The sequence below is a fragment of the Streptomyces sp. NBC_00028 genome (assembly GCF_045041065.1).
Classification (GTDB): domain Bacteria; phylum Actinomycetota; class Actinomycetes; order Streptomycetales; family Streptomycetaceae; genus Streptomyces.
Genome location: NZ_CP108293.1, coordinates 6,087,801 through 6,099,200 on the forward strand (window position 1 = coordinate 6,087,801; position 11,400 = coordinate 6,099,200).

The following is an 11,400-nucleotide window of genomic DNA, read 5'->3' on the forward strand; positions in this document are numbered from 1 at the left end:
CAGTGGACGCGAGCATCTGTGGCCAAGTTTTTAAGGGCGCACGGTGGATGCCTTGGCACCAGGAACCGATGAAGGACGTGGGAGGCCACGATAGTCCCCGGGGAGTCGTCAACCAGGCTTTGATCCGGGGGTTTCCGAATGGGGAAACCCGGCAGTCGTCATGGGCTGTCACCCATACCTGAACACATAGGGTATGTGGAGGGAACGCGGGGAAGTGAAACATCTCAGTACCCGCAGGAAGAGAAAACAACCGTGATTCCGGGAGTAGTGGCGAGCGAAACCGGATGAGGCCAAACCGTATGCGTGTGAGACCCGGCAGGGGTTGCGCATGCGGGGTTGTGGGATCTCTCTTTCACAGTCTGCCGGCTGTGAGACGAGTCAGAAACCGTTGATGTAGGCGAAGGACATGCGAAAGGTCCGGCGTAGAGGGTAAGACCCCCGTAGTCGAAACGTCAGCGGCTCGTTTGAGAGACACCCAAGTAGCACGGGGCCCGAGAAATCCCGTGTGAATCTGGCGGGACCACCCGCTAAGCCTAAATATTCCCTGGTGACCGATAGCGGATAGTACCGTGAGGGAATGGTGAAAAGTACCGCGGGAGCGGAGTGAAATAGTACCTGAAACCGTGTGCCTACAAGCCGTGGGAGCGTCGGATATGTGCTTGCACATGTCTCGTGACTGCGTGCCTTTTGAAGAATGAGCCTGCGAGTTTGCGGTGTGTTGCGAGGTTAACCCGTGTGGGGAAGCCGTAGCGAAAGCGAGTCCGAATAGGGCGGTGGAGTAGCACGCTCAAGACCCGAAGCGGAGTGATCTAGCCATGGGCAGGTTGAAGCGGAGGTAAGACTTCGTGGAGGACCGAACCCACCAGGGTTGAAAACCTGGGGGATGACCTGTGGTTAGGGGTGAAAGGCCAATCAAACTCCGTGATAGCTGGTTCTCCCCGAAATGCATTTAGGTGCAGCGTCGTGTGTTTCTTGCCGGAGGTAGAGCACTGGATAGGCGATGGGCCCTACCGGGTTACTGACCTTAGCCAAACTCCGAATGCCGGTAAGTGAGAGCGCGGCAGTGAGACTGTGGGGGATAAGCTCCATGGTCGAGAGGGAAACAGCCCAGAGCATCGACTAAGGCCCCTAAGCGTACGCTAAGTGGGAAAGGATGTGGAGTCGCACAGACAACCAGGAGGTTGGCTTAGAAGCAGCCACCCTTGAAAGAGTGCGTAATAGCTCACTGGTCTAGTGATTCCGCGCCGACAATGTAGCGGGGCTCAAGCGTACCGCCGAAGTCGTGTCATTCATACAATAGGGCCAACGCCTGTATGGATGGGTAGGGGAGCGTCGTGTGCCGGGTGAAGCTGCGCCGGAAGGCAGTGGTGGACGGTTCACGAGTGAGAATGCAGGCATGAGTAGCGATTCACACGTGAGAAACGTGTGCGCCGATTGACTAAGGGTTCCTGGGTCAAGCTGATCTGCCCAGGGTAAGTCGGGACCTAAGGCGAGGCCGACAGGCGTAGTCGATGGATAACCGGTTGATATTCCGGTACCCGCTGTGAAGCGTCAAACATCGAACCAGGCGATGCTAAGGCCGTGAAGCCGCCCCGGAGCCTTCGGGCAAAGGGGAGTGGTGGAGCCGCCGGACCAGACTTGCAGTAGGTGAGTGATGGGGTGACGCAGGAAGGTAGTCCATCCCGGGCGGTGGTTGTCCCGGGGTAAGGGTGTAGGACGCAAGGTAGGCAAATCCGCCTTGCACATAGTCTGAGACCTGATGCCGAGCCGATTGTGGTGAAGTGGATGATCCTATGCTGTCGAGAAAAGCCTCTAGCGAGTTTCATGGCGGCCCGTACCCTAAACCGACTCAGGTGGTCAGGTAGAGAATACCGAGGCGTTCGGGTGAACTATGGTTAAGGAACTCGGCAAAATGCCCCCGTAACTTCGGGAGAAGGGGGGCCATCACTGGTGATTGGATTTACTCCATGAGCTGGGGGTGGCCGCAGAGACCAGCGAGAAGCGACTGTTTACTAAAAACACAGGTCCGTGCGAAGCCGTAAGGCGATGTATACGGACTGACGCCTGCCCGGTGCTGGAACGTTAAGGGGACCGGTTAGTGCGCTTTCGGGCGTGCGAAGCTGAGAACTTAAGCGCCAGTAAACGGCGGTGGTAACTATAACCATCCTAAGGTAGCGAAATTCCTTGTCGGGTAAGTTCCGACCTGCACGAATGGCGTAACGACTTCTCGACTGTCTCAACCATAGGCCCGGTGAAATTGCACTACGAGTAAAGATGCTCGTTTCGCGCAGCAGGACGGAAAGACCCCGGGACCTTTACTACAGTTTGATATTGGTGTTCGGTTCGGCTTGTGTAGGATAGCTGGGAGACTTTGAAGCTCATACGCCAGTATGGGTGGAGTCGTCGTTGAAATACCAGTCTGGTCGTGCTGGATGTCTAACCTGGGTCCGTGATCCGGATCAGGGACAGTGTCTGATGGGTAGTTTAACTGGGGCGGTTGCCTCCTAAAGAGTAACGGAGGCGCCCAAAGGTTCCCTCAGCCTGGTTGGCAATCAGGTGTTGAGTGTAAGTGCACAAGGGAGCTTGACTGTGAGACCGACGGGTCGAGCAGGGACGAAAGTCGGGACTAGTGATCCGGCGGTGGCTTGTGGAAGCGCCGTCGCTCAACGGATAAAAGGTACCCCGGGGATAACAGGCTGATCTTCCCCAAGAGTCCATATCGACGGGATGGTTTGGCACCTCGATGTCGGCTCGTCGCATCCTGGGGCTGGAGTCGGTCCCAAGGGTTGGGCTGTTCGCCCATTAAAGCGGTACGCGAGCTGGGTTTAGAACGTCGTGAGACAGTTCGGTCCCTATCCGCTGCGCGCGCAGGAATATTGAGAAGGGCTGTCCCTAGTACGAGAGGACCGGGACGGACGAACCTCTGGTGTGCCAGTTGTTCTGCCAAGGGCATGGCTGGTTGGCTACGTTCGGGAGGGATAACCGCTGAAAGCATCTAAGCGGGAAGCCTGCTTCGAGATGAGTATTCCCACCCACTTGATGGGGTAAGGCTCCCAGTAGACGACTGGGTTGATAGGCCGGATCTGGAAGCCCAGTAATGGGTGGAGGTGACCGGTACTAATAGGCCGAGGGCTTGTCCTCAGTTGCTCGCGTCCACTGTGTTGGTTCTGAAACCACGAACAGCCCCATGCCATGGTCACGGCATGGTGCGGCAATGCTTGACAGTTTCATAGTGTTTCGGTGGTCATAGCGTGAGGGAAACGCCCGGTTACATTCCGAACCCGGAAGCTAAGCCTTACAGCGCCGATGGTACTGCAGGGGGGACCCTGTGGGAGAGTAGGACGCCGCCGAACAAATTTTAGAAAAGGCCCACGCCATTAGGCGTGGGCCTTTTTTGTGTTTCCGGGGAACGGAAGCCCTTGTCGGGCCCCTTGGGTTTCTGGATTACAGGCGTCCTGCTGTCTTGAGAGCCAGGTAAGCGTCGGCCAGGGCCGGCGCCAGGTCATCGGGTGTCGCGTCGACGACAGTGACACCGTGGCGGCGGAGTTGTTCCGCGGTGCGGTGCCGTTCGCTCTGTGCCTGTGCGGCGGCCGCTGCCTCGTAGACGGCGTCGGTGTTTCCGCGGGCGTTCGCCATGCGGGAGACGTGCGGGTCGGCGACCGACGCCAGGAGGACCGTGTGGCGTTGGGTGAGCTGGGTGAGGACGGGGAGCAGGCCCTCCTCGACCGGGGCGGCGTCGAGGGAGGTCAGCAGCACGATCAGGGAGCGGCGGGGAGCCGTCCTGAGTGCGGTGGCCGTAAGACCGCGTGCGTCTGTTTCGATCAGTTCCGGTTCGAGTGTGGCCATCGCGTTGACCAGGGAGGGGAGGACGTCGCTTGCGGTGCGGCCCTGGACCAGGGCCCGTACTCGGCGGTCGTAGGCGAGGAGGTCCACGCGGTCGCCGGCTCGGGAGGCCAGTGCTGCCAGGAGCAGGGCGGCGTCCATCGAGGCGTCCAGGCGTGGGGCGTCGCCCACGCGGCCTGCTGAGGTGCGGCCGGTGTCGAGGACCACGAGGATGTGGCGGTCGCGTTCGGGACGCCAGGTGCGTACGGCGACCGTGGAGTTGCGGGCGGTCGCGCGCCAGTCGATGGAGCGGGTGTCGTCGCCGGGGACGTATTCGCGCAGGCTGTCGAATTCTGTGCCTTCGCCTCGGGTGACGATGCTGGTGCGGCCGTCGAGTTCGCGGAGGCGGGCGAGTTTGGACGGGAGGTGCTTGCGGCTGGTGAAGGGGGGCAGGACACGTACCGTCCACGGGATTCTGTGGGTGCCCTGCCGGGAGAACAGGCCGAGGGGGCCGTAGGAACGGATCGTCACCCGGTCTGCTTGGCGGTCGCCTCGGCGGGTGGGGCGTAGGCGGGTGGTGACGCGACGGCGTTCGCCAGCGGGGACCGTGAGGCGGTGGCGGGAGGCTTCTACCTCTGTGCCGGGGAGCCAGCTGCTGGGGGGCCAGGCGTCGCGCAGGTGGGCGCGGAGGGGGCGGCCTGACGGGTTGGTGACGGTGAGGGTCACGTCGGCTGCCTCGCCCAGGCGTACCGACGTGTCGCCGGAGCGGGTCAGGCCCAGGCGTCGTACCGGTGCGGCGAGGGCGAAGTCGCAGGCGCAGGCCACTGCCAGGGGGCCGTTCACGGCGAGGAGGCCCGTCCAGCCGGGGTCCCAGATGCCGACGGGGATCGAGCCGAGGGCCGCCAGGAGTGCGGCGCGTCCGGTGAGTGCCATCAGCGGGGGACGGGGACGTGGGCGAGGATCGCGTGGATGACGGAGTCGGCTGTCACGCCCTCCATTTCGGCCTCCGGGCGCAGTTGGACGCGGTGGCGGAGGGTGGGGAGGGCGAGGGCCTTCACGTCGTCGGGGATGACGTAGTCGCGGCCCGTGAGCCATGCCCACGCGCGCGAGGTCGCGAGGAGCGCTGTGGCGCCGCGCGGGGAGACGCCGAGGGTGAGGGACGGCGATTCGCGGGTGGCGCGGCAGATGTCGACCACGTAGGCGGTGATCTCGGGGGAGACGGTGGTTTTGGCCACCGCCGCGCGGGCTGCTTCCAGGTCCGCCGGGCCTGCGACCGGGCGTACGCCGGCGGCTCGTAGGTCGCGGGGGTTGAAGCCCTCGGCGTGGCGGGTGAGGACGTCGATCTCGTCCTGGCGGGAGGGGAGGGGGATGGTGAGCTTGAGGAGGAAGCGGTCCAGTTGGGCTTCGGGGAGGGGGTAGGTGCCCTCGTACTCGACCGGGTTCTGGGTTGCTGCTACCAGGAACGGGTCGGGGAGGGGGCGGGGGGTGCCGTCGACCGTGACCTGGCGTTCCTCCATGGCTTCGAGGAGGGACGACTGGGTCTTGGGAGGCGTGCGGTTGATTTCGTCCGCGAGGAGGAGGTTGGTGAAGACGGGGCCGGGCTGGAAGGAGAACTCGGCGGAGTGGGTGTCGTAGACGAGCGAGCCCGTGACGTCGCTCGGCATGAGGTCGGGGGTGAACTGGACGCGCTTGGTGTCGAGTTCGAGTGCGGAGGCGAGAGCGCGGACGAGCAACGTTTTGGCGACTCCGGGGACTCCTTCTAGTAGCACGTGTCCGCGGCAGAGGAGGGCGACGACGAGGCCGGTGACGGCGGGGTCCTGGCCGACCACGGCTTTGGCGATCTCGGCGCGCAGGGCTTCCAGGGAGGCCCGGGCGGCGCTCGGGTCCCCGGGGTACCCGGCGTTGTCAGTGGTCGGGGCCATCATGGACGGCGTACCTCTCTTTCGAGGGCGTCGAGTTGGTCGGCGAGGGAGACGAGGGCGGTGTCGTCGCTGGGCGGCGGGCCGAAGAGGAGGGCGTGCAGGGTCTGTCCGTCGCCGCGGAGATGGGCGGACAGGGCGGGGAGCAGGGCCTCGGGCGCGTGCGCCTGGGTGACGGGGACGCCTACGAGGGGGGCGAGGCGGGTGCGGGTGGTGGAGCGAAGAGCGGCGGCCGCGCGGTCGCGGGCGTTGGCCTTGCGGTAGAGGCGGGCGCGGCCTTCGACGGTCTCGGAGGCGCGGATCGCCACGGGGAGTTTTTCGGGCACGAGGGGGCCCAGTCGGCGTGCCCGCCAGAGGGCGGCGAGGGCTGCGGCGAGGAAGAGCTGCAGGGTGCCCCACTTCCAGCCCGAGGGAAGCAGGTCGAAGAAGCTGCGTTCGTCGTCCGGGTCGGCGGCCGACGTGTCGGAGAGCGAGGGGAGGTACCAGACCAGATGGGGGCGGGAGCCGAGGAGTTGGAGGGCGAGGGAGGCGTTGCCCTGCTCGTCGAGGCGGTCGTTGTAGAGGATGTCGGGCGCGCCGAGGACGACGGTGTCGCCGTCCCCGGTCGCGGGGATGCGCAGCAGGGTGGCGAGGCGCTCGCTCGGGTAGCAGGCCTCGGCCTCGAGGTGGGTGGTGGTGTAGCGGATGCCGCCGGTGTCGGCGGCGCCGGCGCGTCGGGCGGCGGGCAGGTCGCAGTCGGGCTCGAGGGTCGAGTTGATGCTGGTGGCGGGGTCCGCGGTGACGTCGGGGGCGAGTCGGCCGATGGACCAGCTGCCGGGGGCGATGAGGATCGTACGGCCGCCGGAGTTGGCGGTGGCGGCGTGCAGCACGGTCTGTTGACGGTGCGTCAGCAGGTCGGGGGCCGCGACGAGGAGGGTGGTGTCCGGGCCGGCCGCGGCGCGTGCCTCGTCCAGTGTGGTGACCACGCGCGTGGACACGCCCCGATCGGCGAGGAGTTCGGCGACGGCGCGGCTGCCGTGGTCGTCGACGGCGCGCGGGTCGAGGGTGCCGTGGCGGGCGTCGGAGCGGATCACGGCGATCGCGACGGCCGCGGCCACGAGCAGGACGGCGGCGAGCGCAATGCCTCGCGAGCGGGTCCACAGTTGGCGTGCGGTGGGCGAGACCGAGGTGGACGGGAGCGTGGCCTCGGTGGTCATCCGGCGGCTCCCTGGCGGGTGGTGTGGGCCGCGCTGGGGATGCTGCTGGTGAGCTGGGGTCTGGTGCGCTCGAGGTCCTCGTCGAGTTCGGCGATGCGGTGGTACGACTGCTCGCTCGCCCTGCGTCCGCCGTATGTGACGTCGTCGAAGTCCCGGGCGGCGGCGCGCAGTCGGTCGGTGTGGGCGGGCAGGGTGCGGCCCGCTTCGGCGGCGGCCTCGTCGGCGGTGCGGCCGGGGCGGACGTCGAGCAGGGCGCGTTCCTCCAGGGAGCGGACGATGGCGCGCATGCGTTCCTGGACGGCCTGGTTCCAGTGGCCCTGGGCGGCGTGCGCCTCGGCGGCGGCGCGGTGTTCGGCGGCGCTGCGGGGGCGGTCGTCGAACAGGGCGGCGGAGGAGGCGGGTTCGCGGCGTGGGCTGCCGAGGCGCCACCACAGAGCGCCCAGGACGGCCAGTACGGCCACGATGATGACGACCAGGCCGAGTGTTCCGCCGGGGGCCGCGGTCGCGGCCGTGTCGAACAGGTTGCCGACCCACTTCCAGAAGGCGTTCAGGGCACGCTGGAACCAGCCGGGGTCGTTCTCGTGGTACATGCGTTTGGACAGCTCGCGTCGGGCCGCCTCCCGCGCGGGGTCACGCGGGACGGTGACGGGCGGCTCGTCGCCGGAGCGCGCCGACGACAGCATGACGGTGTCGCCGACGCGGACGGCCGCGCGGGACAGCAGCGGTACCGATGTGAGAACTCCCCCCGTTAGGCTCACCGCATCAGCCTCCGGGGGTGGTGCCGGGTGTGCCGGTGCCGTGGTCCTGGACACCGGCCGCGCGGGCCAGGTCGAGGTCGAGGGCCTCGCGGCGGATGCGCTGGTCGATGTAGAGGAGCACCGTGACGCCCGCCGTGATCGGGAAGGTGATCATGGCACCGATCACCGAGCCGATCCCGCTGACGACCAGGAACGTCCAGCCGAGGTCGCCGCCGCTGTTGAGGAACCCGGTGAAGCCGTCGCCGCTGAGTGCGGCGGCGAGGAAGGCGAAGGGGATGACGACGATCGACGCGACGACGTTGGCGATGATCGTGGCGAGCAGCTGAATGCCGAACACGCGCCACCAGGAGCCGCGGACGAGCTTCGCGGAGCGGCTCAGCGACTTGACGATGCCCTGCTTCTCGAGCATCAGCGCGGGGGAGGCGAGGGAGAAGCGGACCATCAGCCACAGGGCGACGACGCCGGCACCGAGGCCGCCGAGGACGGCGAGGGCCGCTCCCCCGTCGCCGGAGCCCGCGATGGCCACGAGGACGCCCGGCAGGGTGCCGACCGCGACGACGCCGAAGGCGATGAGCACCAGCAGGAAGATCAGGCCGAACAGCTTGGCGACCTGCGGACGGGCGTCACGCCATGCCTCGCCGGTGGTCACCGACTTGCCGAGGACCGCGCGGCTGGTGACGGTCGTGAGCAGGGCGGTCGCGGCGATCGTGCCGATCAGCGAGATCAGGAAGACGACGCCGGAGCTGAGCATGGCGTCGCCCATGGCGCGGGTGAGCTCGTCGAGGGTGGCGCTGGGGTCTTCGAGGGCCTCGGTGCTGGTGTCGTTGAAGACCAGGCCCTCAAGGAGGATGACGACGATCTGGGTGACGACGGCGACGGTCAGGGAGATGCCCAGGACCGTGCGCCAGTAGGTGCGCATGGTCGAGACCGCGCCGTCGAGGATCTCGCCGACGCCGAGGGGGCGCAGCGGGATCACGCCGGGCTTGGCGGCGGGCGGCGGACCGCCCCAGCCGTTGCCCCAGCCGCCGCCGGGAGCTCCGTAGCCGCCGGGTCCCCCGTAACCGCCGTAGCCACCAGGGCCGTTGGGGCCGGACGGAGGGCGGTTGCCCCAGCCCGGGCCGGGCGGCGGGGGTGGTGGGGTCTGGCCGGGGGCCGGCGGTCCGGTCGGGGCGGACCACTGTGCGGGAGGCGGCTGCTCCTTGGACCACTTCGAGCCGTGCGGGTCCTGGCCCGGCTGCTGCGAGGGGTCGGGGCGGTCCGCGGGCTCGGCAGGGCCGGACGCACCGGGCTTCTGCCCGTCGGACGGGGCAGATCCGGGCGAAGCCCAGCCCGGAGTGTCTTTCATCGTCGCTCCTTCACGGTGCCCGTCCGCGGTCGCGGCGGCAGGTTGGCAGCCATCGTGCCATGGGGTGGTCACCGGGGGACCGGCCGCGGTATCGGCTGCACACCTTCAATTGTCCGCCGGATACGGGGCAGACTGACCGCATGGCTGATCAGTACGCGCAATCCGGCGAGGACAACCGGCCGACCGAGATACCGGCGATCCGCTGGGACGAGCCACCCGAGGGGCCTGTGCTGGTCCTGCTGGACCAGACGAGGCTGCCGGCAGAGGAGGTCGAACTGGTCTGTACGGATGCGCCCGCGCTGGTGGAGGCGATCCGCTCGCTCGCGGTGCGCGGGGCGCCCCTGCTGGGGATCGCGGGCGCTTACGGGGTCGCGCTCGCCGCCGCGCGGGGCTTCGACGTGGACGACGCCGCGACCGCGCTGGCGGGTGCCCGGCCGACCGCGGTGAACCTGGCGGTCGGCGTGCGCCGGGCGCAGTCCGCCTACCGGGGCGAACTCGCCAGGAGCGGCGACGTCGGGGAGGCCGCGGTGGCGGCGTTGACCGCGGCGCGGGCGCTGCACCGGGAGGACGCCGAGGCCAGCGCGCGGATGGCGAAGCGTGGGCTGGCGCTGCTGGACGAGTTGTTGCCGGGTGGCGGGCACCGGATCCTGACGCACTGCAACACCGGTTCGTTGGTGTCGGGCGGTGAGGGGACGGCGTTCGCGGTGGCGCTGGCCGCGCAGCGGGCGGGGCGGCTGAGGCGGCTGTGGGTGGACGAGACACGGCCGTTGCTCCAGGGCGCCCGGCTGACGGCGTACGAGGCCGCGCGCACCGGTATGGCGTACACCCTGCTGACCGACAACGCGGCGGGCTCGCTGTTCGCGGCGGGCGAGGTGGACGCGGTGCTGATCGGGGCGGACCGGATCGCGGCCGACGGGTCGGTGGCGAACAAGGTGGGGAGCTATCCGCTCGCGGTGCTGGCGCGCTACCACCATGTGCCGTTCATCGTGGTGGCGCCGGTGACGACGGTGGATCCGGACACGCCGGACGGGGCGTCCATCGAGGTGGAGCAGCGGGCCGGGTTCGAGGTCACCGAGGTCGCGGTGCCGCAGGCGCCGGTGACGGGTGCGGGTGGCGGGGTGCCGGTGGCGCCGCTGGGGACGCAGGCGTACAACCCGGCGTTCGATGTGACACCGCCCGAGCTGGTGACCGCGATCGTCACGGAGGAGGGCACGGTGTCGCCGGTGACGGCGGAGGCGCTGGCCGAGGTCTGTGCGAGGTCGCCGCAGGTGGCGATCGGCTGATCGGGGCCGAGCGGGAGGGGCCGGGGTCGGGGTGGTGGGACTCAGCCCCGGCTTCGGCGGACGGGGGCCGTCCGGAGGGGTGGGTTTTCATGGCGAGGGGGAGCGGTGTGACGGAGCCGGACTGGGACGACGACAGCGAGTACCGCCGGGCGGTGCGGCGGGCGTGGGGCGCGGTGGCACTCGCCTCGTGCTGCTCGCTGCTGGTGGTCGGGCTGGTCGTCCTCGCCGTGATCGGCGCGGGGGCGTTCCTGTTCGTCGTGGAGGCTCTGAGTGGGTAGCCAGGGGCGGTCCGGGCGGCGGAGGCAGACAGTGACCGTCCGGTACGACTAAGGTCACTGGCCGGTGACGTACCTCACCACTGCCTTCGTCACTGTTATGAGAATGGGATGATGTCGTTTATGAAGGGACGAGTCCTTGTCGTCGACGACGACACCGCACTGGCCGAGATGCTCGGCATTGTGCTGCGTGGTGAAGGTTTTGAGCCGTCTTTCGTAGCCGACGGCGACAAGGCGCTGGCCGCGTTCCGGGAGAGCAAACCCGACCTGGTGCTGCTGGACCTGATGCTGCCCGGACGGGACGGCATCGAGGTGTGCAGGCTGATCAGGGCCGAGTCGGGTGTGCCGATCGTGATGCTGACGGCCAAGAGCGACACCGTTGACGTGGTGGTCGGGCTGGAGTCCGGCGCCGACGACTACATCGTGAAGCCGTTCAAGCCGAAGGAGCTGGTCGCGCGGATCCGGGCGCGGCTTCGGAGGTCCGAGGAGCCCGCGCCCGAGCAGCTCGCCATCGGTGACCTCGTCATCGACGTGGCCGGGCACTCGGTGAAGCGGGACGGGCAGTCGATCGCGCTGACGCCGCTGGAGTTCGACCTGCTGGTCGCGCTCGCGCGCAAGCCGTGGCAGGTGTTCACGCGCGAGGTGCTGCTCGAACAGGTGTGGGGCTACCGGCACGCCGCCGACACCCGGCTGGTCAATGTTCACGTGCAGCGGCTGCGCTCCAAGGTCGAGAAGGACCCGGAGCGGCCCGAGATCGTGGTGACCGTCCGTGGTGTGGGATACAAGGCAGGACCCAGCTGAC

8 protein-coding genes and 2 rRNA genes are annotated in these 11,400 nt (G+C 67.8%); 5 read left to right on the plus strand and 5 right to left on the minus strand.

Features of this window, described 5'->3' with window-relative positions; genetic code table 11:
• The first annotated feature begins 20 nt into the window (after nucleotides 1–20).
• Together OG885_RS27400 and rrf are read left to right on the plus strand one after the other, a co-directional pair.
• Nucleotides 21–3,141: ribosomal RNA gene (locus tag OG885_RS27400) — 23S ribosomal RNA — on the plus strand.
• Between the two features lie 95 nt (nucleotides 3,142–3,236).
• A 5S ribosomal RNA gene (rrf, locus tag OG885_RS27405) occupies nucleotides 3,237–3,353 on the plus strand.
• Between the two features lie 91 nt (nucleotides 3,354–3,444).
• Here the strand turns inward: rrf and OG885_RS27410 are convergent.
• Genes OG885_RS27410 through OG885_RS27430 form a run of 5 tightly spaced genes read right to left on the minus strand, consistent with a single transcriptional unit; the run spans nucleotide 3,445 to nucleotide 9,040 of the window.
• Nucleotides 3,445–4,755, minus strand: a complete 1,311-nt coding sequence (locus OG885_RS27410) for a DUF58 domain-containing protein (protein WP_405736162.1) — start codon at nucleotides 4,753–4,755, stop codon at nucleotides 3,445–3,447.
• Nucleotides 4,755–5,744 carry an AAA family ATPase gene (locus tag OG885_RS27415; RefSeq protein ID WP_405742904.1) on the minus strand — a complete coding sequence of 330 codons (990 nt, stop codon included), beginning with the start codon at nucleotides 5,742–5,744 and terminating at the stop codon, nucleotides 4,755–4,757. Before OG885_RS27415 ends, OG885_RS27410 begins: the two co-directional genes overlap by 1 nt.
• Nucleotides 5,744–6,937 carry a DUF4350 domain-containing protein gene (locus OG885_RS27420; protein ID WP_405736165.1) on the minus strand — a complete coding sequence of 398 codons (1,194 nt, stop codon included), beginning with the start codon at nucleotides 6,935–6,937 and terminating at the stop codon, nucleotides 5,744–5,746. Before OG885_RS27420 ends, OG885_RS27415 begins: the two co-directional genes overlap by 1 nt.
• Nucleotides 6,934–7,695 carry a DUF4129 domain-containing protein gene (locus OG885_RS27425; protein WP_405736167.1) on the minus strand — a complete coding sequence of 254 codons (762 nt, stop codon included), beginning with the start codon at nucleotides 7,693–7,695 and terminating at the stop codon, nucleotides 6,934–6,936. Before OG885_RS27425 ends, OG885_RS27420 begins: the two co-directional genes overlap by 4 nt.
• 4 nt (nucleotides 7,696–7,699) lie before the next feature.
• On the minus strand, nucleotides 7,700–9,040 hold the full coding sequence (locus tag OG885_RS27430; RefSeq protein WP_405736169.1) for a hypothetical protein: 1,341 nt from the start codon (nucleotides 9,038–9,040) through the stop codon (nucleotides 7,700–7,702).
• 140 nt (nucleotides 9,041–9,180) lie between these two features.
• Here OG885_RS27430 and mtnA point away from each other — a divergent pair, with 140 nt between their 5' ends.
• The 3 genes from mtnA to mtrA all read left to right on the plus strand — a co-directional run bounded on the left by mtnA (nucleotide 9,181) and on the right by mtrA (nucleotide 11,399).
• Nucleotides 9,181–10,323: an S-methyl-5-thioribose-1-phosphate isomerase gene (gene mtnA, locus OG885_RS27435; protein WP_405736171.1), complete on the plus strand. Its 1,143-nt coding sequence runs from the start codon at nucleotides 9,181–9,183 to the stop codon at nucleotides 10,321–10,323.
• A 107-nt stretch (nucleotides 10,324–10,430) separates the two neighbouring features.
• Entirely contained in the window at nucleotides 10,431–10,601 is a 171-nt protein-coding gene (locus OG885_RS27440) for a hypothetical protein (RefSeq protein WP_405736174.1), read from the plus strand.
• Between the two features lie 108 nt (nucleotides 10,602–10,709).
• Nucleotides 10,710–11,399, plus strand: coding sequence for a two-component system response regulator MtrA (gene mtrA / locus OG885_RS27445; protein ID WP_187284748.1), 690 nt, complete (start codon nucleotides 10,710–10,712; stop codon nucleotides 11,397–11,399).
• Nucleotide 11,400: the final 1 nt, after the last annotated feature.